19 protein-coding genes are annotated in these 23,371 nt (G+C 44.4%); 3 read left to right on the top strand and 16 right to left on the bottom strand.

Translation table 11 applies throughout. The features are described from left to right. Positions 1 to 7: 7 nt before the first annotated feature. Both KW844_RS16735 and KW844_RS16740 read left to right on the top strand, forming a co-directional pair. Positions 8 to 547, top strand: coding sequence for an RNA polymerase sigma factor (locus tag KW844_RS16735; protein ID WP_218377928.1), 540 nt, complete (start codon positions 8 to 10; stop codon positions 545 to 547). 2 nt (positions 548 to 549) lie between these two features. Next, positions 550 to 1,914 (top strand): S41 family peptidase, encoded by a 1,365-nt coding sequence (locus tag KW844_RS16740; protein ID WP_218377929.1) that lies wholly within the window; start codon positions 550 to 552, stop codon positions 1,912 to 1,914. An 88-nt stretch (positions 1,915 to 2,002) separates the two neighbouring features. On the opposite strand, the gene KW844_RS16745 is transcribed toward KW844_RS16740, so the two are convergent. The 14 genes from KW844_RS16745 to KW844_RS16810 all read right to left on the bottom strand — a co-directional run bounded on the left by KW844_RS16745 (position 2,003) and on the right by KW844_RS16810 (position 21,355). Next, positions 2,003 to 2,602 (bottom strand): hypothetical protein, encoded by a 600-nt coding sequence (locus KW844_RS16745; protein WP_218377930.1) that lies wholly within the window; start codon positions 2,600 to 2,602, stop codon positions 2,003 to 2,005. A gap of 281 nt (positions 2,603 to 2,883) precedes the next feature. Beyond that, positions 2,884 to 4,254 (bottom strand): hypothetical protein, encoded by a 1,371-nt coding sequence (locus tag KW844_RS16750; protein ID WP_218377931.1) that lies wholly within the window; start codon positions 4,252 to 4,254, stop codon positions 2,884 to 2,886. Positions 4,255 to 4,346: 92 nt separating this feature from the next. Next, positions 4,347 to 7,529 (bottom strand): TonB-dependent receptor domain-containing protein, encoded by a 3,183-nt coding sequence (locus KW844_RS16755; protein WP_218377932.1) that lies wholly within the window; start codon positions 7,527 to 7,529, stop codon positions 4,347 to 4,349. Between the two features lie 31 nt (positions 7,530 to 7,560). Then, the gene (locus KW844_RS16760) at positions 7,561 to 8,469 is read right to left on the bottom strand and encodes a FecR family protein (RefSeq protein WP_218377933.1); all 909 of its coding nucleotides are present in this window, start codon (positions 8,467 to 8,469) and stop codon (positions 7,561 to 7,563) included. A 252-nt stretch (positions 8,470 to 8,721) separates the two neighbouring features. Next, entirely contained in the window at positions 8,722 to 10,137 is a 1,416-nt protein-coding gene (locus KW844_RS16765) for a hypothetical protein (RefSeq protein WP_218377934.1), read from the bottom strand. 35 nt (positions 10,138 to 10,172) lie between these two features. Then, positions 10,173 to 11,129 (bottom strand): hypothetical protein, encoded by a 957-nt coding sequence (locus tag KW844_RS16770; RefSeq protein WP_218377935.1) that lies wholly within the window; start codon positions 11,127 to 11,129, stop codon positions 10,173 to 10,175. 178 nt (positions 11,130 to 11,307) lie between these two features. Beyond that, the gene (locus tag KW844_RS16775) at positions 11,308 to 12,981 is read right to left on the bottom strand and encodes a hypothetical protein (RefSeq protein WP_218377936.1); all 1,674 of its coding nucleotides are present in this window, start codon (positions 12,979 to 12,981) and stop codon (positions 11,308 to 11,310) included. A 564-nt stretch (positions 12,982 to 13,545) separates the two neighbouring features. After that, the gene (locus KW844_RS16780; protein ID WP_218377937.1) at positions 13,546 to 13,758 is read right to left on the bottom strand and encodes a hypothetical protein; all 213 of its coding nucleotides are present in this window, start codon (positions 13,756 to 13,758) and stop codon (positions 13,546 to 13,548) included. Positions 13,759 to 14,280: 522 nt separating this feature from the next. After that, entirely contained in the window at positions 14,281 to 14,859 is a 579-nt protein-coding gene (locus KW844_RS16785; RefSeq protein WP_218377938.1) for a hypothetical protein, read from the bottom strand. A gap of 47 nt (positions 14,860 to 14,906) precedes the next feature. Next, complete coding sequence (locus KW844_RS16790; protein WP_218377939.1) at positions 14,907 to 15,806, bottom strand: RHS repeat domain-containing protein; 900 nt, start codon at positions 15,804 to 15,806, stop codon at positions 14,907 to 14,909. Between the two features lie 805 nt (positions 15,807 to 16,611). After that, the gene (locus KW844_RS16795; RefSeq protein WP_218377940.1) at positions 16,612 to 17,475 is read right to left on the bottom strand and encodes a site-specific integrase; all 864 of its coding nucleotides are present in this window, start codon (positions 17,473 to 17,475) and stop codon (positions 16,612 to 16,614) included. Further along, positions 17,472 to 18,326 carry a tyrosine-type recombinase/integrase gene (locus KW844_RS16800; RefSeq protein ID WP_218377941.1) on the bottom strand — a complete coding sequence of 285 codons (855 nt, stop codon included), beginning with the start codon at positions 18,324 to 18,326 and terminating at the stop codon, positions 17,472 to 17,474. The genes KW844_RS16795 and KW844_RS16800 overlap by 4 nt, the downstream gene beginning before the upstream one ends. Before the next feature lie 169 nt (positions 18,327 to 18,495). Then, positions 18,496 to 21,144 carry a toprim domain-containing protein gene (locus KW844_RS16805; protein WP_218377942.1) on the bottom strand — a complete coding sequence of 883 codons (2,649 nt, stop codon included), beginning with the start codon at positions 21,142 to 21,144 and terminating at the stop codon, positions 18,496 to 18,498. Next, on the bottom strand, positions 21,131 to 21,355 hold the full coding sequence (locus KW844_RS16810) for a SymE family type I addiction module toxin (RefSeq protein WP_218377943.1): 225 nt from the start codon (positions 21,353 to 21,355) through the stop codon (positions 21,131 to 21,133). Before KW844_RS16810 ends, KW844_RS16805 begins: the two co-directional genes overlap by 14 nt. Positions 21,356 to 21,499: 144 nt before the next feature. On the opposite strand from KW844_RS16810, the gene KW844_RS16815 reads away from it, so the two are divergent. After that, positions 21,500 to 21,862: a helix-turn-helix domain-containing protein gene (locus tag KW844_RS16815; protein WP_218377944.1), complete on the top strand. Its 363-nt coding sequence runs from the start codon at positions 21,500 to 21,502 to the stop codon at positions 21,860 to 21,862. 35 nt (positions 21,863 to 21,897) lie between these two features. Here KW844_RS16815 and KW844_RS16820 read toward each other — a convergent pair whose 3' ends face one another. Next, on the bottom strand, positions 21,898 to 22,254 hold the full coding sequence (locus tag KW844_RS16820) for a hypothetical protein (RefSeq protein ID WP_218377945.1): 357 nt from the start codon (positions 22,252 to 22,254) through the stop codon (positions 21,898 to 21,900). Then, positions 22,251 to 23,294, bottom strand: a complete 1,044-nt coding sequence (locus KW844_RS16825) for an RHS repeat domain-containing protein (protein WP_218377946.1) — start codon at positions 23,292 to 23,294, stop codon at positions 22,251 to 22,253. The genes KW844_RS16820 and KW844_RS16825 overlap by 4 nt, the downstream gene beginning before the upstream one ends. Between the last annotated feature and the right edge of the window lie 77 nt (positions 23,295 to 23,371).

The following is a 23,371-nucleotide window of genomic DNA, read 5'->3' on the forward strand; positions in this document are numbered from 1 at the left end:
GCGCATTATGTCTGATAGCCCTCTGAAGATAAAATTTGAACAACTCTTTGCCGCCAACAAAGATAAAATATACCGGTTCGCCTTTAAGCTTACCGGCGATGATTCGCGGGCGAAGGAACTCACGCAGCAATGCTTTATCCGCCTGTGGGAAAACATGGATAAGGTAAAGGACGGACAGGACATATTCCCGCTCCTGTTTGTATATGTAAAGAACCTGGTGATAGATGAAGCCCGGAAATACTACCGTGAAAAGGAGATGATCAGCAAAGCCGCTACGGAGGAGAAGTCGCAGCCGCAGTCGGAAGATGGCGGCGACCGGTACATGATGCGCAAAGAATTTGACCTGCAGGTGTACAAGGTGGTAGGAGCCATGCCGGAGCAGCGACGCAATGTGTATGAGCTGAGTCGCTATCATGGGTACAATAATAAACAGATAGCCGACAAACTTTCTATTTCAGTGGCCACAGTAAAAAGCCATTTAGGCAGTGCCCTGCAAACGCTGCGACAGCAGTTACAATCCCACTTCGATATAGATAATACCAAATAAACATGCGCACCCAAATTGTACTATTTACCGCCGGCTTGTTGCTGACTGCAACGGCCTGCCGGAAGGATGCCCCCGTAGCCCCTCCTGCGCCTACAGGGCCTGTAACACCCGCGGAGATCAACTCCTGGGTGCTGGACAGCATGCGCTATTTCTATTTATGGAATCAGGGCTTGCCAGCGAAGGCAGACACCTCCCTGGCTGCACAAAAATATTTCAGCAGCTTACTGAACACCGCAGATCCTTTCTCCTACTTATATAATCCGGATGATGCTACCACTGTTGCCACTTCCCTGTACCGCAACTACGGACTGGATATCAGCGTGGTACAGTTACCGGGTACCACGGTGCCTATCGGGGTGGTTAAACTGGTGGCCAGTGGGGCTACCCTTGCGAAATCTAAGTTTAGCCGTGGCAGTTATATCTCACGCATCAATAACATCTCCCTGAAACCTGATAATGCAGGGGAGTTATTTGCGCAGGTTTTGGGAGATAAAAGAGGCAGCTTTACTCCGGCAACGCTGTCTGATGGTGTATTTACCGATGGCCAACCGGTGGAGCTCCCTTTCGCTTATCCGGCGGAGTCACCTGTAAATGTGCAAAACTTTACAGTTGCTGGTAAAAAAGTGGGATACCTATATTACAATGCCTTTGCGGACAAATACAACGGGGACCTGGTTAACATCTTCAAAAATTTTGTTGGAAATGGTATATCAGAACTGATATTGGATTTGCGCTATAATACTGGCGGAAGCATTGCTGCCGCTGCGTTAATGACCAGCCTGATTGCAGATGGCATATCTGAAGGCAGCGCTTTTATACAGTTGAATGGCAACAACAACCTGGGGAGTTATAAAATGTCGTTTGGTGAAACGCTGGCGGTACCGGAAAGTGGGAATCCAATCAGTTTCAGCAGCATACTGGCTGCCAGACTGCGACTGAAGCGGGTATATGTACTTACCGGACATCAAACTATTTCAGCAGCGGAGTTGGTAGTTAATAACCTCAAGCCCTATACGAATGTAATACAGATTGGCGCTACTACTTATGGTAAGGACAAAGGTGCTATTATTATCCGTGATCAGCGCACGCCTAAACGTATCCCCTGGGTGATGCAGCCTATCACTTACCGGTTGGCCAATGCGAATGGACAAGGTGGTTATACTACCGGTATTGTACCACAGTATGTAGTAGATGAAATGAGCGTTCAACCGTTACCGTTAATCGGCAATGGCAATGATGCGTTGATTGCGAAAGCACTGGCGCTGATCAGTGGTAATGCCCGGGAAGAGAGTTACCAACCGAAAGTACCGGTTATCTATGAGCCTACACCTGTGGCAACTGAAGTAATTATTCCCCGTATAAAATAAAAAGAGCCGCCTCCAGAGGGAGGCGGCTGATTCCAAGGAATGCGAATTGCACACAGTAATTCAACAATTGTTAATCTCTTCTGTTGGCTTATTGTAGTTTCGTTGTTTGTGTGACCATCGTCCCGTCTGTATTATCGTACAGGTTCGCAATAAAATTTCCGAAGGTGGAAATATTGCTTAATACAAATCTGTTATTTGCATTAGGAATTGTGATAGGATTGCCGGTAGCAGGATCTATAAGGGTAAGCCAGTATTGGGTAGACACTGATCCTGTATTCAATTTCTGTGGCAGAATAAGGATTTCGGAGAGGAAAGCCTTGTTCTTTACATTTTTGATGGTGGCTATATCTGTGATCACATTGCTCGGCCTTTTCAGGTATTGCAGCTGCAGGTCCACCGCATCATACTTGTAAGCCGCGCTGAGATTGAGGTAAATCATGAACGCCAACGTATCTTTCACGGCTGGCTTCATGTCTATGAATGTGGAGTTGCCCAGTGAAGGAACTGCGAGTACATTCAGATTGATGGTTGAATTTGGAAGAACGTTTACCAGTGTGTCAATGATCAGCGAGTCGGTACCTGCTTTATAAAAAGCGAGTTTACCCGGAATACCGGCCTTAAGAATGGCAGTCTTGGAGATTTTGTCGGTCAATGAGTCCAGGAGTTTCCCTTCAAATTTCACATCCATTTTTGGTGTTCCGGCCAATTGTACCGCCCCAAAATTGACTTTTCCAAAGTATAAATCTGCAGGCTCTGTTCCTTTCCTGCATCCGGTAACCAGTAAAAATAATACCGCAAGAAGCGCTAATGGTTTGAAACACATAAATCGATTTTTTTGAAAAATGGAACCGGCCATTAACCGGCTCCAGGTATTAGTATTGAAATTTTATATAAAGTCGGATAGTAGCTGTTATTAAAACAGGAGCCGGCCTTTTACCGGCTCCTTAAAGAACTTATAACCACTCACGATTAAAATACAGTCCAGGTAGAAGCCCAGCTAGTACCACCGGAGCCAGTACCAAATGCGCCCTGAGAACCACCAGCGTAGTTATAATCAGCAGCAGCGCTATGATCAAATGGAAAATCCAGACCAGCGAACTCGTTACCATATGAAGCGGTATAAACAGTGTTGCTGCAACCGATATTCATAGTATAAGCGGTGAAGGTGGTGAAGTTAACTTCGCTGCTGGTTGGCAGCAGGTAACCTTCCACAATGTTGTTGCAGAATACATCCACACCATTAGCATACTTGTAAACAGTATTGGCAGTAGCGCTGCTTTTCTGTGAATCCATAGAAACACCCCATCTGTAACCCAGGAAGATAGAGTTAGAGATTTCAAACTCAGTGTTTCTTCTCAGGTGTGCAGCACGGCCGTAGATACCAGTACCGGTTGGAGCCTGTGTTTGATCAGCAGCTTGTGATGCATCAGGAACACCCACGATAGTAACATAGTTGTATTTAGGACGGGTGATAGGCGCGTTGGTAGAACCATCCGCATCGTTATCACTTTCAAAACCATTTGCCTGGCTGAAGTCAGCACGTGAACCATCGGCAACACCTAAAGCATAAGTGATAGCACCAGTGTAACCATTGTCAGTATCGAACATATCATCCAATGCATCAACAGAGAGCAGGTGAGAAGCGTTTACACAACCACCGAAGAACTCAAAAGAGTCATCGTTTGATTTGTATACTTCGATGTAATCCAGTACAGTACCGTTACCAACGCCGGCGAGGGTCAGACCGTTGATCTCGTTGTTAGCAGACAGCTGATAACCAGGATATTCAATACGAACATATTTCAGGATACCAGAGTTATCGGTATTGATGGTATCACCAGCAGTTGCATAAGTTGCACTTGGATCGCTGATACCTTCAACGATTTTGGAAGTCTGCCAGTTTGTTTTAGCCTTACCCAGGATCACCACACCTGCCCAATCACCAGACTGTGGAGTAGATGAAGCGGAAGTAAATACGATAGGCTCTGCAGCAGTACCTTCAGCAATAATTTTAGAACCGCGGGTGATAACCAAACCACCACCTGTAGTACCACCTACCTGGTGGTTACCAACAGAACCGAGGATTCTTGTTCCTTTTTCGATAGTAATTTTTGCACCGTTGGTAACGTATACCAGACCGCTCAGGGTGTAGATACGGCAAGACTGCAGATAGATGTCAGAAGTGATAACACCGCTGATAGTACTATCAGGGCAGGTACCTGGTGTACCAGCCAGCACAGGGCGGTTAGCCTGGTTTTCTTTTTTACAGGATGTAGCCAGGATTGCACCAGCAACAGTCATTACTGACAAAGCAGCTACTAATAAGGGTTTCTTGTTCATGGATTTTTTTTTGAGAGTTTTCGTTTCGGGTAATTTGTAATAAGTACCTGATCAGGGTTTCTGTTTTACGCGTAAATTATTTTGAGTCAATTTTAAAACCGGAAGAGGATGGAGGCGTTGTAAGTTCTTCCCGGCCTCACTTTCAAGTCAATAAAATCCTTCCCATCCTGGTACTGCTGATCTGAGTTCGTGGGTTTGAAACCCGGATCGGTAGCACTGTTTTCATATATATTCTGGTAGATGATACTGTAGGCGTTCAGAATATTTGCTACGCCCAGCCTGATTTCCGCTTTATTCTTTAGTAAACGGATGGCTATTTGCCCATCTAAGCCGTTTAGTGGTTGTTCGTAAAGTGCTCTTGAATCATCGGATGCTCTGAACAGTTTATTAGAGATGTAATTATAGTTCATGCTCACGGAAAACAGTGGCACATCATAGTACAAACCTGCGTTGAGCATATAGGTGCTGGCGCCGGATTGCGGGCGGTGATCCAGCCACTGTGCCTCTTTTTCCACTACATGATATTTTTTCGGGTTCTCCGCATAGCGTTCAATGGATTCTTCCATGTTGCGCACCCATGAATCGAGGTAGGTGAAGTTGCCGTAGAGGGAAAAGTTTTTAACAACGGGCACCTGTGTAAAGGCAAAAGACTTACGCACCTCTACTTCCAGGCCATAGTTATCCGCTGATTTGTTGTTCTTCAGGTTATAGATTCTATTGGTGCCCATCTTTACAATTTCCATCGGATAGGCGATTTTCTTCATAAACAATGATCCGGAAATAATATCACCAGGGGAAGGATACCATTCATAGCGGAAGTCAAAGTTCTTTATCCTGCTGGAGCGGATGGCATTTAAGGATAAATATTCCCCACCCAGTTCCCAGTCGTACTCCCGGAAGTAGGAGAGCTCACGGATATCGGGACGGATAATGCTTTCCGCGTATGCCAGGCGGAAGTTCATGGCAGGCGTGATGCTGTAGATCAGGTTGGCCGATGGAAATATGTGCCAGTCCGATTCCCTGTTGAGGAGTTCACTGATATCAGCATCCGGCTCATTTTCCGTGAGTTTAGCCATGTTTACTTTCAACAGCTGGTTTACATCGTTGAGGGGCAGGTTTTCAGCACGTACTCCCCATACCAGCCGGAACTTACCAAATTGGTTGTCGAGCATAGCATATAAGGCATTCAGGGAAACGTTGGCTGCAAATTCATCCCCATCGGTAGCCATATTTACAACCACCGTTGAATCGTCGAAGAAGTGCGACAGTGGCTGTGGCACCTGTACCGCTGCTGATCTCTTACTACCTGAGTTAACTACGAAGAAGCTGCGGTCCTTGTTCCAGCCGGCATAGCCTACCTTGGCAAGGTTTTGCAGCGGTCCCAGTTTAAACGGTGCAGAAACAGCAAGGTCCCAGGAAAAATTCTTTTCTTTTACGCGGCTCCACCAGCGTAGCGTACCATCGGAGTTGATACCGGAGGCGCCCAGGATACTTACCTGGTTGATTGGTGTGGCAGAATCATATACAGATGCACCTGTGAGCACGCGGTTATCCGGGCGGATTTTATCCAGCGTCATGTAACTGGCGTTCCATTTTACTTTGATACCATGGGTACCAATGGCATGCTCGCCTTTCAGCTGATGTTGAAATAATTTATTTTGTACTGCCAGATCCCGCACGCCAGTGGTGTTAGGACCGGAGTCCTCGTGATTACCACGTACCAGAATCAGTTGCTGATCCAGTGATTGCATAAACAGGGTTTGGTAGCTCACTTTGTTTTTGGCATTGCGGTAACCTACGCCAAATACACCGTTGATATTAGTAGTGAAACCGTAGCGATATCCCTGGGCATAGCCATTATCATCCGCACCGCCCGCTTCATAGTTGGAAAAACCATCTCTCGCATACACGATTTCCTGGGTGGACAATGTATTTCTATAACCTACGGCGGCTACCATCCCAAAATGACTGTTGAATACTTTTCCACCGGCTATCTGGAAATTGGGAGATACCGGTGCATTCATGCTTGTCAGTTTCCAGTTATTCTGAAAATAGGGTTTGCTTTTATCCCAGGTACCGGCAGCATCTGCCAGTTCTTTTTTAGTATTCCAGTCCGTTTTACCCATCCATTGGCGATGATCGGAAATGCGGGCCATATATTCCTGTCCTTCGAGCGGCAGGGTTACAAAGTTTTTACCGGTGGTTTTATCATTATAGCTGGCGCCTACGTTGATGTTGAAGAAGTTTTCCGTTGGGATGTCGAGCGTATTTACTTCCACGAGGCCTCCGCCAAATTCAGCGCTGCGGTCGGGTGTGAGGGTTTTGACCACGGTCACATTTTCGATTACGTTTGACGGGATGATTTCGTAGTTGAAGTTCTTCCGGTTCATCTCTGTGCTGGGCATTACCTGGCCGTTAAGTACTGCCTGGTTATAGCGTTCGCTGAGGCCGCGTACTACTACAAACTTGTTATCGATGGTGGATAAGCCGGTTACTCTTTTGAGCACTTCCCCTACGTTTTTATCAGGTGTGCGGCCAATCTGCTCGGCGCTGATACCGTCGATCATGCCGGCGCTGTTCTTTTTGATGGCGTATAGTCCTTCCACGGAAGCGCGTTTATACGTACCCGTTACCGTGACGCCTTTAAGGGTGGCGTTGCTGGTTTTCAGGACTACATTGAGTGGGGTGGCATTTTTAGGCGTTATCTCCACGCCGGTTATTTTGTGGGAATCGTAAGATATAAAGGAGAAGGTGATATCGTAGGTACCGGCTTCAAGTGGCAGGTCGAAGGTACCATCGATGTTGGTAACGGTACCGGCGCCGTTATTAACGGCAACGGTTACACCGGGAATAGGCTCACTTTTGCTATCCAGCACTTTTCCGGTTACGCGGCCCTGGGCGCGGTTGGCGGGGCGTTCTGCCCGGCCTCTTTTTATAGCGATGGTGCTGGAGCCTGTCATCTCAATATCTACCGGGCTGTTATAGTCCAGGAATTCCAGCACGGTATTGAGCGGGGTACCTGCAAATTTCACAGCGCTGATCTGGCATTGCTGTAAATATTCAGGGTCGTATACGAAGGTATAGGGAGTTTGTTTCTGGAGAGATTTTACAATTTCTCCGGCATTCGCATGTTGGAACTGAAGGGATACTTTGTCGTGCAGTGCTTTGTACGACTGTGCCTGCGTAGTTCCCACTGTGCAGGTGAGCATACACAGCGACAGCATTTTCACAGGCATAGCGGCGCCTGTACAAAATCTGTGTAAAGAATTTTGCATACTTCTTAGCTATTAATAATTGGTGATTATGCTATTTTTTCGACGATATCAGGTAGGTGCCATCTTTCGCTCGGGTACATTTCAGCTCATGCACATAGGCCAGGGTAGCGAGAATTTCACCGATAGGGATATTCGCGCTGAAATCACCTGATATTCTTTTGGCTGCCAGTTTATTGTCTGTCAAGGTTATTTTGCATCCTTCGTGCTGTTGTAGCCGGGTAAGCACATCAGCTAACGTGGTTCTGTTAAATACTATTCTATTCTCTTTCCAGTCTAGTATTTCTTTCTCGTCAAAGCCGGTGGTATTGGGGTCTTGCTCTCCTTTGCTGGTGAGCATTTCTCCTGGCAACAGTACTTTCGTATAGCCGTTGGTACCTGAAACGGCGATTTTTCCTTCCAGCAGGCTGATCTGTATACTGCTATCGGCGCGGCTTACGGTGGATATATGAAACGTGGTGCCCAGCACTTTTGTGGTCAGGAAGCGGGTATGTACATTAAAGGGCTGTTTGGCGTTGCTGACAACTTTGAAGAGGGCTTCGCCTTCGAGCCACAGGTCGCGGCCGTGGATATTATAGTCATCCCGGTACGCCAGGCGGCTATGAGCGTTTAGCCATACCTGTGACCCATCGGACATATTGTACACCTGCATATGATTGGTGTTGTTATAGATAGTATCCAGCGTGGCGGCTATTTCCACCTTATGCTTTACATTTTGTCCGGCCAGTACTATTAGCCCGGCCACCACGGCAGCGGCGGCGGCTGTCCACCAGAGGCGGTGTATTTTCTTTTCCGTTTTGCTTGCATCATGCCAGGTATCAGTGAGCAGTTCATCCAGCTCAGGGGTGGCTGATTGCTCCAGGTAGGCTTCCACGAGCAGGCGCTCTTGTTCGGAGCAGTCGCCCTGGAAATACTTTTCTAATATGGCTCTGTTGATGTGCATACATAGAGAGTACGTTTGCGGGGAGGTGGAGGATGAGTGGGGGAGGGGGAGTTAACAATTTGGTAATATCTTTATAGATTTTTTTAGGGAGATGTTGGGGATGTTAATGAGTAGGGTAGCGCGTTGAAGGGGGGGGCTGCCGGAACTGTACCTTAAAAAGACGAGAGATTTATGTCTCTCTATAAAAATGTTATAAAAAAACAAATGCCCTAGAAGTATTTAACCTTCCAGGGCATACCTGTATTTTAAACTTTACTTAGCTACCCACCCAGTTGCATCAGTTCCTGATTCTTTAACATATAAAGTTGTCCCAGGCCCGCCGTCCGTACGGGTGTACAGCGATCCGACAGGTGCTGATACCACACCTTCTGGTGCACCTGTGCCGGTTATCCACTTGAGTCCTCCAACACTAATGGAGGATGTTTTAACTTCGGCTGCTTCTACTGTTCCTCCGATATAGGCGTTACGGTTAATTTTAAAATTTCCGGTTTGGATGCTGTCGGTTTGGTTTAGGATGGTTTTGTTGAGTAGTTTATTTAGCTGACCAAGTGTAACAAATTGTTTATTATCTCCTGCGTCAGCTCCTTCGACAGGCCCAGCAAAGGTAGCTTGTGCGCTCGTTGTAGGAGTACCTGCACCTATCCAAAGCGGTCTAAGCTTTAACATATTGACTTCGTTACCTCCAGCCAATAAGGCATTAAAATTTAAAGTGGTGTAGTTTGCAGCAGCCGGCCCTGAACCATAAACCTCAGAAGTGCATTTTATATATGCAGAAAGATTGGGATAAATAGCCCCCTTCATACCAAAGAATATGACGGAAGAACCACCGGCACTTGTATTATTTATTTCAAGTTGTGCCTGTGTAGTTGGTACTAGTGAGGGATTGTTGGTGGTGAGTACGATCCGATCCGCCGTATCCCTCACAGAAACAACATCCTGCAGCGATAAATGGTGAATAGTATCCAGGATAGCTGAATTGTTGGCATACTTCGCATCTGCATAGTCCTTGAACAATAATTCTCTCCATGGGCTCCATGCTGGCTGTGTATCATCCTTGATTCGAATAAATGCACCTTGTGGCCCTAACTGTTCGCCATCCCAGTTAACTGCAAATTGGTACCCATTTGCACCAAAGGCTGAAACATGGCCGGTGTAATAATTATTATAGGGCTCATTTCCTTTCAAAGCCTGATCAGATGTCATTGGCATATCAGGTGATTGGTAGGCATTAAAACCTGTAATCTTTGCTGGAGGGAAGCTAAAAAATGAGGCTGTAGAATCTATTGGTATATTCTTATACTCATCCATAGGCGCATATACATTATATGTAATTCCCTTTTTTACGTAATAGATATAGTCCTGCATCCGATAGATTGTATCTACGCCACTAATACCCGGTAATGTGCTCAGGTCGAGTGTATCCTGCCCAACGATAGCAATCTGAGAGGTGCCTATTTTTTCCATTTGAATTTTACGGAACTCTGTTCTGCCTGCGCCCTTGTTCACCAAATAACCATTTACGCCCTGGGTGCTGTTTTCAAGTATTAGCTCAGCAGTGTCGCAAACATTGTAGATACGGACGCTATCGGCCCTGATTTGGTATACCTTCTGACTATAGGTAGTAACTGTAAATGACAGGAGGCATAGGATACATAAAAGATATTTCATAGTTAATCTGGAATGAAAATATTTAAAAAAGGGGATTAATTACAAAGTGCCTCACCAGCTACGAGATCAGCGGTAGAAAAAATGATATTCAACTGCGATAAACTTGTGGCGGCACGCAGCTGAGCCTCTGTATTATCATACATTTCCACACCGAATCCACGGGAGCTTCCACTATTACGAAATGATACGGTGAGACTGTGTACACCTGCCGACAATGTAACCGGAACGATATGCCATATCATGAAGGCTGCCTGATCATCTGCTGTATAATAGGCTATTTCCGTACCATCTACCAGAATTCTGAACTGGTTATCGGCTGCCGCACCTATATAGAATATTCCGGCATGGGAAAGGGTCCTGGTAACAGTGGCTGAATACCAGGCATCACCATCTATATCACCGTCAATACCGCAGCGGTTCATAGGGCCAGGGATACCGGTAGCTGCCAGCGTAGTCATTTTTTCAGTTTGGCTGGTTGGAACAACTGTATCTCCGGAAATGGAAGCAGCAGTTATATTTACTTTGCCAGTAGGGGCTTGTGTGGTACCTAAACAGGGAGCCACACCACAGTTGCTGGTGTGGCCATCCCAGAAGGGGTTGTTCAGAATTTTTGATTTACTACAGTTATTTTGCAGATTTGTGTTAAATCCCGGCGTGTAGATATAAGAGCCGCATGCACCATACACATTATTTTGCACGATAGGTGACACTGTAATTATTTCGGTACACGGCAATAATTCATCGTACCAGGGTAGCCTGCCGTCCGTGGGCAGATTAGCGGCTTTTAGATATAACCAATTCCTGGCCTCATCTGCAGTAATGCAAAATCCATCATTTGGAATGGTGGTAGCCGGGCGTTGTTTGAATACATTTTCCGCTACCTTTTGCTTAATGAAAGCGTGCGATGGCAGGTAGCGGGGTTGCGCTTTTATACTAAAGCAAATAATTAACATCACAGTCAGCAGACTTACAAATCTCTCTCGTACATGCATGGTTTCCTAAATCTAATTTATCTTCTATTTATTTTTCTCTACTCTTTCCAATCAGTTAATAAATTCTTCCATCTGTAATCCTAATGCAGCATTTTGTGCTAGTACCAAGCTGATTTACTATTAAATTTCATACACATGATTCATGTATGGATGAAATATTTCGACAGGTACCATCCTGCTATTTTTCAAAGCTTACCCACTTAGAATAATACACATCAAAAATCAACGTTTGGGATCCAGTAAGCATATCTGTTACGCCATTCTCCCCTATGAAAGGCTCACTGGTTTTCCAAAAACTTGCTCCTGGATTAACAACTTTTATGATCAGTTCACGCCCTGCAACTGGATAAATTGCTGGCAAAGTGAGAATCCGGGTTGCTGTTGCTGCATCACAAATAATTCGATGATCAGTATCTGTTACTGAATAATTATTATCTCCGGTGTGTTGAATTTTTGTAACCACTTTACCTTTATTTTCGATACCCCGAGATACTCGGATTAAAGCATTCTGTAAGTGTTCAGGTGCTGACTGGATATAGTTTTCCGAACCAAACGCAGGGGCAACTGTTCTGGATTTTACGATATTACTACCAAGTGGAGCTTGATCAACATATAAAGCACTAACACCCATGGTATCAACAGTGTTGCCAGTATAGATGACTTTTTTCAGGTAGAGTGTACTATCAGTTAGATTAAAACCAAACATTTTATTCCCAACGCTAAATTCCCTTTGACTTGCACTCAAAATATTTGCATATACCTGCTGGGTGTTGTTCAACCCTGTACTTCGAATCGTAAATGCTTCGGACACAGGTGACAGATCCATAGCAAGTCGACGATCACTTACGGAATCGTTCGCGTTTATAGTAACCGCGGAAGGTCCGGTAGAAATAGATGTTGATATATGACTCAATGAACTCCCATTGTACATGGATGAAATAAAGCCGATATCTAACCCTCTCGGAAAGAAATTGCCTGTGGAATTGGTGGTAATGCTATAAGTGCCTAAAGCTGGAGAAAAATTGATAGCACTCAGGTTGGATTTAATATTGAAATAATTCGTATCCGAAACAATCAAATCTGTATTACGATTTATCATTCCACCAAGATGCAAGTTATTTCCAGAAAGAGTCAAACCGGAGCCTCCTACTATATCACTCCCAGTACTATACTTAGTATCCGCGTAATCTTTAAATAACAATTCGCGCCATTGTCCCCAAGTTCCTTTCGTATCGTCTTTTATGCGAAGAAATGCTCCCTTGGGTCCAAGATCCTCCCCATCCCAATTTACCGCCATTTGGTACCCTGATTCCCCGGCTCTTACTACATGACCGACATAATACTGCCCTAGCGTACCTTGATTTGTCTGAGCCTGGTCGGAAATATATGGCATATCATTCGTTGTATAGGCTGTAAATGGGGTTATAGCCCAATCACGATAACTGTAGTAAGGCAACTGGCCGCCGTTCGGTACTACTTTAAAAGGTTCCGGTGAAGGAAACGTGTACATAACGCCCTGCTTTAGGTAACGGATGGAATCATAAAATGCATAAATACTGTCTATTCCACCAGCAATACCAGGCAGTGTACTCAGGTCAAGCGTATCCTGACCTACTATAGCTAAACGTGATGCTCCTATGCTCTGGAGTTTGAGCTTTCGAAACTCTGTTCGACCAGCCCCTTTGTTAAACAGAAATCCATCTACATGCTGCGTCCTGTTTTCCAGGATCAGTTCTGCGGTGTCACAAACGTTGTAAATACGCACGCTGTCGGCCCGAATTTGGTAAACTTTCTGGGCAAATGTCATCTTGCTGACAATAAATAGGATAAAAAATAGGGATAAATTCTTCATGTTTAATGTTGATCAATATAAATAAATTACTAAATAGGATATGCAAAATGCTATACCCAAACTGCATAATAGCCCATCTCATTCTGAGTTAATTCCTCAATCATATTTGCCTAATGATACTAATTTGAGACAGGATGCACCACAAACATTATTAAAAGAAATACTGTCGGCCCTGCTCTGATATACCTTCTGGGCAAATAACATCTCTCCAAAAACAATAGGATAAATAGTAAGAATAAATTTTTCATGTATTGCAGATATTACAACTGATGAGTTAACAAAAAATAAATACCGGTGGTATAGTTCAAAATTATCGAGCATAGGAATTTCACAAATAGTGTTTAAATAACAATCTTTATAACCAGTAACGCCTCAAGTTAGTCACAACACTTATCTACACAGGTTTATAGGGCTGGTAGCGGTTAACAACGTATGTCCCTTAAGTATAGGCTTATGTCGGATATTATGGTTACGCGCCTGTAATATTACGGCAAAATAACGTGAATGGATATAGCACAAAAGTGAGTTTTATGAACATGATGGGTTGGGGTTAACAACATAACGCTATTTCTTTCTCTCCAGTTGCTCCAACCTGGATATGACATTTGCAAGTGCTTCTTTTAACTGGTGATTTTCTTGTTCAAGATGCAGATTTTTTTCTGACAATTCCTGTACGCTTCGAACAATGAAACCCACTGCAGAAGCATGTTCTATGCCTTTTCTATCTGGCACAGACATTTCCTCCAGCACCTCGTCAGCGATAAAGCCAATATTCATTTTATTAGTTGAATCTGCTTTGTGTCTGAAAGTGCGCACCTAGGCTTTCTGCAAGATTGCCTATGCGGAATAGGAGAGTGGGGCTATATCTTTCTTCAAGCTTCTTAATGAGGTTTGATAAAAACCGGTCTACTCCGCCAGCTGAAACCTTTGCCCTACCCGACAAATAAATATTTGCAGGTTGCGCATCTACATATTGTTCTTGATAAAATTACTTTCACCATTTACAATTTCACAATCCACATTCGTACTCAGTAATCCGTCGGATTTATGGTTTGCTAGTTCCAATTAAAGCCGCTTAAATCCTTTGATTTAAGCGGCTTTAATAACCTTTTGATATTCTTGTTGTGATCCCGCTAGGATCACAACAAGAATATCTCCAACTGAGCCACAGTGGCTTACTATACTTCCTAAACAGTCTGGTAACCGATTTGGCACCATGATTAATATTGCAGTTCTATGCAGTTTTACTCAAAAAAAAATTGCAAAAAACACTTATTATACATTATGTTTTTAAAATAATTATTCCCAAAACTCAGATTTTGGATTTATTTCCTTGCTTATTTCAAACATTCGCTCAACGTCAACTATTAGCCCAACACCATCAACATAATTAAAAATTTTTTCCTCAAAGCATTTTATGTTTGTTTCTAACATAGACTCAATTGAATCATAATATGTTAACATTGGCGACAAAGACATCGCACTTTTTGAGTACAAAAGTATCATCGTGTAAGTGTCACTTTCTATATTAGTGTCAAGGAATAGATATTCTCCTTTATAGTTCCCTATTATTGGCACGACTCCATGCTCCCAATAATCTTTTCCTCCAGAATCATACAGCGATTTGATAAAGCGTAAGGGCAATAACACTCCCCTTCCCGAGTAATTATAAAGATTTGTATGCTCATTACTTTGATATTCTATACCATCCTTCCAAGAATACATTTCAACTAATAGACTTAACGCAAATTTATCCTCTACTCCCGCAGAAACAAAAGTTTGAATAATATCACTTTCTTGCTTAGGATCTTGCAATTTTATGTAAGTAAATCTGGCTTTATGTTTCAACGTTTCATCCAGCTTTTCATATATGTTCATACACCAATATTAATTAACAAAATGACATAAATAATTTTCTTTATCACTCAAAGGGCTAAAGGTGCAAGTGCAGGTACTGCTACAGGCAATGGCATATCAGTTTTTATTCCAAATATCTGTTTAATCATCATTTCCAGACTTGAAAAAGGATGACCTCCTACCACTCTTGGTTTCATTGGGTGCTCTCTAAAATACTTTTCAAGCTCCTGTAATGTTGGCGATTTGAAGGGAACCTTTTTATACTTCTCCAATATTCTATCATAACTCGGATACTTCCTATTTGGCGGGACTAATGGAGGAACACCAGGAGCCGGATCATACTGATCATACTTTCGTGGAATTAAGATTACATCAAAAACGTCTCCGTCTTGCAACTTAAAAATCCTAACAGCCGCCGCAAGAACACTCCCATGTTGCTGATTTTCGGTTCTAAGTACAAGCGAGCGAACCCCTCTTGCTCCTCCCTCATAGGTTGAAGCTGGAGCTACCTCATCCTCTTCAAAGAACAATGGATTTGGATTAAAAATTGGATGAGCCAATTCATTGGCCATTCTCCGTGCTTCGTTTCTAGATTTACTTGGATCATAGTGAAAATTGAGGTGAATTAAACCTTTATTATCCACGGAAGCTTCTAATGGCCACTTGGCAATATACTTTAAGTGATTTCTGTAGATATCTGGCCAAATGCTTTCAAAAATTGGAATAGGAACAGTAGTATCACCAAGGGGATCGGTGTACAAAATAGGGCTATTATTAAACGTTGCGTATAAACTTATGCCAACGATTGCCTTTGGGTCTAAATTCCATCTCCTTCCTATCCTTGGATCATACTCCCAGAACTGAGCAGTATAACTATTTCCTTCACCCTTGATCTCATCGGATTTCTCTTGCCCATTAAACCCATACCAGTACCCACCCGCATCATACCTGCTTACATACAGCCACATCCCCGACGGCTGCCCTCTCAAAGAACTTTCAACAAGTTATACTTTTTTTTCAGATGAACTTTTTCATTTGAAAGAAAAAAATGCAGGCACTCGCGCTGGTCGGCATCCTGGAAGATAAAGGATGTTACTAACGCCCAGGCATATATCTAATGCCGATTGTAAAACATACGCCCAGCCTATGTTCTGTCGCTGATGCATCCTTTGTCTTCCAGGATGCAAGCAAGATAGCACAACAGCTGAGGGATATTCTAAAGCTCATGTTCGCGCAGCATATTCTTCTCCCGTCTAATCAGGGATCTAGCCTCTAGCGCTATAATCTAACGCTTAATCGTAGCACCGCCGCCCCCTCCGCCATACCTGGCCCGGCTGCTGGGGCGGGAGCCGAACGCAGCCCGAAGCGAGCCCCGAAGCGAAGCGTAGGGGCAAGCGCAGGGCAAGTGAGGCGAAGCCACAGCAAGCCGCGCCTTCGACCTATGTCTGGCCAGGAGCGGAGCGGATGGCAAAATCAAAAATGCAAGGCCGGGCCAGGTGGCGGGGGGCGGACAAAAATGGACAGCGAAGGGATGGCGGTCATACGTACAGGCCTTCATCGCAGCACCTAGCCAGACCGAGAGCTGGACGAACGAAGGGTGAGGGAACGCAAAAAGTGTGACAGAACGGAGCGAGCCCTGGAGCGAAGCGGAAGGGCGAGTGGAGTGATGGCGCACTTTTTGTCGGACCGAGCCCGCAGTGAGACCGATTTTCCTTCAACATAAAGGTCTTTACAGTGATCAGGTAGCCACTTTTAAGTTACGCAGCAGCTCTTTTATTTCATCGGGTGATACTGATCTATGGCCGCTCTCAGCACTTCTACCTCGTTTTGTTTATACCGTTCCGTGCTGGATGGGTACTTATGCCCTGCGAACTGCTGTACTACACTGATGTCGTGGCCTTGCGTTAACAGGTTTGCGATTACGCTTTGGCGTATAGTCTGCGTAGTTACCACCCGTCCAGGATAGTAGTTCCTAAAACTGCGGATAACATATTTGCTGACATCCTCCGCTGGCATGGGCTGCGATCCTTTACCAATAAGGAGTGTAGCACTTTCCTTTCCCTGCAGCAGCTCCGGACGATCCTGGTGCAGATAAGTATGTAACACCATGATCTGCGGCGCTTTTAAGGTTAGGGTACGGCTGTTGGTATTGGGAGTAGATTTTATGTAGATATTACCGTTATCCAGGTCAACGTCTGTAACGTATATCTGGGCGATTTCCTGCACTCTTAACCCCTGGTAGACCAGTAAGCCCATTAACACTTTATTACGGCTGTAAAGTGCCTTGTATCGCTCCGTTTTACCCAGTAACCCTTCCAGCTCCTGCGGGGTAAATAACTCTTGTAACTGTATATCCCTGCTACGCTGGTCATGTAACCGGATGGACTTTGCAGGATGGTCCTGCCTTTGCCCGCTGTAACACAGGTAATCATAGTAGACTTTTATAGCAGATACAATACGGTTCAGCGTTTGCGGGTTAGTGTAGCGTTGTCGCAACTGGCGGATGTAGCCCGTAACATCGGTAAACGTGGCCGTGGCAGCCGCTGGATAGTTGCCCATAAAAGCAGCTATTTCACGCAGGTAACATTCGGTAGTCGCAGCCGTATAGCGAGTCTCAAGATAATGGCGTATAGTCATAACTGTTGTAATTGATGCGCACCAGCTGTCGCATAGATTTGCGTGGATTCCAGGTGGCGGTGACCTAAGTAATCCCGTACATAACCAAGGCTCATACCTCCATGTAGCAGATGTGTAGCAATACTGTGCCGCAGGTGATGCAACGTAATATCCTTACTCAGACCCGCTTGGGATAGTAGCTTCTTTAGAATTAACAGGTAGCTGTTTCCCCGCATGTAACGGCCCTCACGGTTTAGCATAAACGCTGATCCGGATTTACGCGCTCGGCTACGCTCATGCTTCAAGTATTGACCCAACACTACTACCACCTTATTAGGCAACGGGATCACCCGTCTACGTGCGTTCTTACCACGTTTCACATACAACACCTGATGACTCAGGTGAACATCCGTTACCTGCAACCGTACCGCCTCGCTGCGCCGCAGCCCACAGCTATAAAACAGGTGCAATACTACCTGCTCCTTTACCGTAGTGGCCACATCGAAGAGTTTCCCTATTTCTTCTCTGGGCAGAGGCTTACGGCTGTTATACGCTGCCGTCTTAAACTTCAGGCCGCTAATCGGATTCACTGGCTGCACGCCCGTCGCCTGCAACCAGTCGAAGAACACCCGTAACGCGTACATGTAATGAGCAATCATCATTTCGCTTAAAGTGCCTTCCTTTCGCTTCAGCGGCCGCACCTGTAGCCACTCGTAAAAAAGACGTATATCCGTTGGAGTAACGACCAATACGTCTTTACACTGCCTGTAGTGTAAAAACTCATTTACACACCTGGGCAGCATAGACTGCGTGCCTATGCTGTATCCCACAACAGACAGGTAGTCTTTGAACATACCTATGATCTGTTTCATAAATAATTGGTATTATTTTAACTGACTTTTGGAGAGAGGGGTAACACTATGATATAAAACCTATAACTATGATACTTTTTAAAAAAGGGCCCTTGAGCACTTTTTTGTTACGCGTTACGCCAGACCACATTTCAGCCATGGTATTACATTCTGGCGTTTCCGTGGTGTTTCACTGGTGTAACATGGGGGCGGCTGGCGTAACATCTTTGAGCAATTCAAGCTGGGATTCCAGGTGCCTTTTCAGCTTACTGCGCAGGGCAGTGTAATTATCCCAATAAACTACCTGATAAGTAAAGCCACGATTGGCGTGGCCGCCCTGCTGGCGTACATATTCAAGGCGTTGCAGGTCATTAAAACATCTAAACACCTGCATTTTGCTACAACGTAGTCCCTGCCGAACTTCGCGCAGGCAGAACGTGGCAGTCCGATAACCTTCTGGGTACTGGGTTTGCAGCCAGTCCTTTAACTGTTCAAAAAACTGTCGCAGGCTGCCATCCAGCTCATCCACTTTCAGCACGATGCTTTCGAACATAATATCTACCGCTACTTCAAGGTCGGATATTTCTGTAATTAACCGTCCTTTACTGTCCCGCTTACGCTGGTACTGATGCAGCAGCGTTACCATCTTTACAAAGTTCAAAAACAGATCATTTAAGCGCCTGATCTTGTGTGCATCGGGCGGTAGTTGCAGCTTACAGGCGTAAGGGTTCACCACTTCAAGCGGTTGAAGGCAGCGCACCACGCGTTGTATAAATTGTTTTGTTTCCTGTTCCTTTTTACCATCGATGTTACCGGTGGCCTTCGTATTCTGGTAGTTAATAATACGGCTGGTCTGGTCGCTGCTTTCATCCACAGCCAGTAAAAATACACGGCTCATATTATCCTCATAGATTTCACCACGGGTAGTACAGGCAAGGGAAGCAATGGGCCCTTTCACCGTTTTCTGACCGCTGGTAATAGTTCCGTTCTCCAGCTTGATGCTGGTGGCGCTGTTCAGCTCTCCGTTACTCTGCAGCTCCCTAAACGCGAACTCAGCTTCTTCACTCAGCCCGTCTATATCTTCCAGGCATAGCAACCGGTTTACAAAGTAATGCTCCGGGTAGTTATACAACACCTTATCACTCACGCGGGTAAGTTTGGTCACACTCTCGGCTGGGATACAGTCAGATATTTGCTTTAGCAGTCTGGTTTTGCCGCTGCCGCTACTACCTTGGATCAGGGCGTGTAAGGTTTCTGGCATTTTGTAGCTGATGGCGATCAGCAGTAAAAAGATACGGTTGGTTTCTTCCCCAACAATACCAGCACTACCCAGCAACTCGTTTAACTGACCAATCAGGTCCGCCTGTTTTAAAAACTGCTCTGCACCGCTGCGTTCAGCTGCTGTCATAGGATACACCCTGGCGCTGGCAGGGTCGTTTTGCTGCTGGTCTTTTTCCCGGTGGCTGTCCAGTAGATCCGTCAGCGTGGATAAATCCGCATCCAGTAAGGCTCTATCTACACCTAAACGTTCGCTAATATCACGGCTCAACTTTTCCACCTGCTTATCTTCGTACAAGTCTACTTTGTTACGGCTTTTCTGGCCGTTATCTTTCTGTTCCACTACCAGCGTAACTTTCATGCTATCCAGCAACTTACTTAATCCGCCCTGGATGCAGTACTGAAGCTGGTCAGTATCATAGATAAGTTTATGGGGATGACTGGTATTTAATACTGGCGTAGCTTTTACAGTGATTATCGGTTCCAGTGTTTTTTCTTCAACTGAAGAAAAAATTGATTTTCTGTTGGTGAGTAGATGAACAAAAATTTGCGGCTCATGGGATAGGCTGATGCTGTTAATATCCTCACCGGTGGGCAGTTCCAGATAGGTAAGGATAATTTCAGGAAGCTGCTCCTTTAATAACGCTGCGTATTTCTCCACGGCCTTATTGCCTGCCTCGTCTGCGTCAAAAGCAAAAACAATCTCCTTTAGGTGGGGTAAGGATTTAATAGCGCTCATATGTTCTGCCAGCAGGCCATTAGTCCCATAACAGGCCAGCACGCTGTATTCCTTGGTAATGGCTGGCTGTTGCAACAAGGTAGCAGCATCGATAATCGCTTCAGTTAAGATTAACTTTTCTGTACTGGCAGCAGGATACCCCGGATACAGGCCCTTCCGATCCTTTAAGTAAAAGTGTTTTTGATCGGCGTCATTGTAAGTACTGCGGAAGTATAAACCAGACACCTGGTGTTGTTTATTACGCAACGCAAAAACGACACAACCCTTACCGAACACACGATAAGAGGTTTCACCGGTGCGCCCTAGCTTATCATGAACCGATAATAAACCAATCTGTAAACAGTCGTTAATCAGGGTTTCATCTTTGCGGGCACCGTGGTGGAACTGGCCACTATTGTAGCCGATTTCAAGGACTTCATAGTTCAACCCACGCTCACGTATATACGTTTTTGCAGGATCACTATTACTAACTCCATTTTTAAAGTAAGTGAACATATTACCCAGGATAGCGGTGCGCAGCCCCGGTAAAGTCACAACTGGAAGGGGATCACCACCGATTAGCTGCTTACATTTTAGGATCGCTTCATACTTGCTGCAGTTTTCTTTGTGCATTACAAAGTCAATCACATCAAGCGGCTTGCCGTGGGTTTTGCAGTTGGCACTGAAGCAGTAGACGGTATGGGTTTTATAGTACACCTGCAGGCTCGGTGTTTTATCATCGTGGAACGGGCAATTAAGCCGTAGCGACTTATCAGGTTTTAAGCCGTAGTAATGCAGGAGAGTAGCAAGGGTTAGCTGCTGCTTAATCTCAGTGATTTCCATGGACAACCAGCTTTTTAATGGTCATCACTCCATTTTCAACGGTGATCTCGATTGGATCACCTACATTAAAACCGTAACGCTCCATCCATAACCCACCGATCCGGAGCCACGGAACACCGCGGTAGCCTGAGCGTCCATCTGGATATAATTTCCTAACTTCCTGACTGCGGCTGTGCAGCTTGCAGTACCTGATTACTTTTGTGGTTCCCATAACAATTTATTTTTTGACAATCTGACAACCACAAAGTAAAGATTAAATTTCCTTTTTGACAACTTAAAATGTTCAAAAAGTACAGATTTATTTAAAAAGTATCCTTTTTGACTACCTTTCCATTGTAACTTAACCCAGTTTCAGATGAACATTGGTAAAAACATTAAAATCGTCAGGGAACAAAAAAAACTACTCCAAAAAGAAGTAGCCGCAGTTGCTGGCATGCTGCCGTCTAACTATAGCAAAATTGAAAAAGGAGAAAGAGAGCCTTCTATCGAGGCTTTAGAGAAGATTTCACGCCTGTTCGGCATGACCATCGATGAACTGATTCACCTGGAAGGTAAAGTACCCAGCGATGTAAGAGTGGAAGATAAAACCATCGCCGAGAAGCTGCGCCTAATTGAACAGCTCGAAGAAGAAGACAGGCAAGCACTGTACCGGATTATCGATACAATGCTTACCAAGTCTAAGTTTAAGGATTTCTTTCAGAAAAATATGTTAGACTAAAGCCCAGACTACATCAGTTCAAAGACCCGACATCTTTATATTCCCCTCGCCTCTGGAAGGCAGAACATTCCAAGATCAGTATCAATTTTTAAGTTATCAATGAAAACATCTGTTGCTTCTGCAAATGCCTGGAGGCAAGCGAATAACACTATTAGGTTGTTAGTATCTATAGGATACCAGTTTATTTCATACACTACAATCTTTACGCCTCCAACTCTTAGTCTCTTAAAATAATCATAGAAAATAGCACCTGCCGCATTGCAAATTACAACCCAATCACTACAACGGCAATCAATACAAAATCCCTCATTTTCATTTACAATTAAATCATAAATGATTTCAGCAAAACATCCTCGGTTTTTAATTTGCTTACGTAAAGTATATTTCCTCATTGATTAATTCTATTTAAAACTGATTTAGCAGGTACCTCTTTACCTCCTTCATAGAAATGTGTATTATTCAACAATGCCTTATCACTAGTTACCTGCCTTAATTCCCATTCAGTTATCTTGGATTTCTCCCACCAACTTTGCCCTCCAAGTTCATCTAGTTGCTGATATAATCCTACCCCTGGTTTAATTTTGGACACAGCATTCATATCAACTCCATCTAGATTGAAAAATACCTTTCCATTAGTTACTTTAACCGCATCGGTAGCAAAGAGGAAAGATCCTTCAAAATTGATAAAATCCTGTTCCACTTCGGAATAATTCGGAATTTTATTAAATGTTCTATAGTTAATCGCCCCTTTCGACTCAGCAAATTCTGATAAATTAGTATAAACCTCACTTCCATAAGACTTTGTTTTACCAAACGCCACGTTTATAGGTTCGGTACTGTTTGATCCAGGAACCTTAATTGCAGGCTGGCTAACATCTACCTCTATACTTGCCTTAGGGGCTTGAGGGCCATTAGAAGCCCTTGGTGTTCTTGTCGAAGATGGTAGATTTAAATGTCCAGGTTCATGTTGCGCATTATGCATGTAAATTATCAGCGCTGCTGTAATCCGATCCCCTTTAGTAGTAAAAGTCCCTCTTGGATAACCTAAAACATCTTCATCATTTCTCAAAACTCCGCGCCAATATTCGCTAGTTTCGGGCGTACTCCACCAATTGCGAATTCCTCGCTGGAAATTATCAGCAGTTTGGGCTCTACTAAGGTTTACTCCAGGATTAAAAGAAATAACTCCAGATTCTAGTCCATCTATATCAATTGCCCAAATAGGTGTATTACTTGCAAATTGATAAGGCGTTAATTCAGGATATTTGGGCGAAAGAGGATCTACACTTAAAAACTTCCCAATCCTCGGATCATACACCCTCATCCCATAATCCTGCTGATTCCCTTCACCTTTGATTTCATTATCATTCTCCTTCCCATTAAACCCATACCAGTACCCACCCGCATCATACCTGCTTACATACAGCCACATCCCCGACGGCTGCCCTCTCAAAGAACTCCCAACAAGTTATACTTTTTTTTCAGATGAACTTTTTCATTTGAAAGAAA

This window comes from Chitinophaga sp. sic0106 (genome assembly GCF_019219075.1).
GTDB lineage: Bacteria > Bacteroidota > Bacteroidia > Chitinophagales > Chitinophagaceae > Chitinophaga.

What these genes read in the sequence shown, in the direction of transcription:
- KW844_RS16780 (WP_218377937.1), bottom strand. Translation starts at nt 13,758, where the DNA reads ATGAATATTGGCTTTATCGCTGACGAGGTGCTGGAGGAAATGTCTGTG.
- KW844_RS16775 (WP_218377936.1), bottom strand. Translation starts at nt 12,981, where the DNA reads ATGAAGAATTTATCCCTATTTTTTATCCTATTTATTGTCAGCAAGATG.
- KW844_RS16825 (WP_218377946.1), bottom strand. Translation starts at nt 23,294, where the DNA reads ATGTGGCTGTATGTAAGCAGGTATGATGCGGGTGGGTACTGGTATGGG.
- KW844_RS16750 (WP_218377931.1), bottom strand. Translation starts at nt 4,254, where the DNA reads ATGAACAAGAAACCCTTATTAGTAGCTGCTTTGTCAGTAATGACTGTT.
- KW844_RS16740 (WP_218377929.1), top strand. Translation starts at nt 550, where the DNA reads ATGCGCACCCAAATTGTACTATTTACCGCCGGCTTGTTGCTGACTGCA.
- KW844_RS16795 (WP_218377940.1), bottom strand. Translation starts at nt 17,475, where the DNA reads ATGACTATACGCCATTATCTTGAGACTCGCTATACGGCTGCGACTACC.
- KW844_RS16735 (WP_218377928.1), top strand. Translation starts at nt 8, where the DNA reads ATGTCTGATAGCCCTCTGAAGATAAAATTTGAACAACTCTTTGCCGCC.
- KW844_RS16765 (WP_218377934.1), bottom strand. Translation starts at nt 10,137, where the DNA reads ATGAAATATCTTTTATGTATCCTATGCCTCCTGTCATTTACAGTTACT.
- KW844_RS16770 (WP_218377935.1), bottom strand. Translation starts at nt 11,129, where the DNA reads ATGCATGTACGAGAGAGATTTGTAAGTCTGCTGACTGTGATGTTAATT.
- KW844_RS16755 (WP_218377932.1), bottom strand. Translation starts at nt 7,529, where the DNA reads ATGCAAAATTCTTTACACAGATTTTGTACAGGCGCCGCTATGCCTGTG.
- KW844_RS16785 (WP_218377938.1), bottom strand. Translation starts at nt 14,859, where the DNA reads ATGAACATATATGAAAAGCTGGATGAAACGTTGAAACATAAAGCCAGA.
- KW844_RS16815 (WP_218377944.1), top strand. Translation starts at nt 21,500, where the DNA reads ATGAACATTGGTAAAAACATTAAAATCGTCAGGGAACAAAAAAAACTA.
- KW844_RS16810 (WP_218377943.1), bottom strand. Translation starts at nt 21,355, where the DNA reads ATGGGAACCACAAAAGTAATCAGGTACTGCAAGCTGCACAGCCGCAGT.
- KW844_RS16800 (WP_218377941.1), bottom strand. Translation starts at nt 18,326, where the DNA reads ATGAAACAGATCATAGGTATGTTCAAAGACTACCTGTCTGTTGTGGGA.
- KW844_RS16760 (WP_218377933.1), bottom strand. Translation starts at nt 8,469, where the DNA reads ATGCACATCAACAGAGCCATATTAGAAAAGTATTTCCAGGGCGACTGC.
- KW844_RS16805 (WP_218377942.1), bottom strand. Translation starts at nt 21,144, where the DNA reads ATGGAAATCACTGAGATTAAGCAGCAGCTAACCCTTGCTACTCTCCTG.
- KW844_RS16820 (WP_218377945.1), bottom strand. Translation starts at nt 22,254, where the DNA reads ATGAGGAAATATACTTTACGTAAGCAAATTAAAAACCGAGGATGTTTT.
- KW844_RS16790 (WP_218377939.1), bottom strand. Translation starts at nt 15,806, where the DNA reads ATGTGGCTGTATGTAAGCAGGTATGATGCGGGTGGGTACTGGTATGGG.
- KW844_RS16745 (WP_218377930.1), bottom strand. Translation starts at nt 2,602, where the DNA reads ATGGATGTGAAATTTGAAGGGAAACTCCTGGACTCATTGACCGACAAA.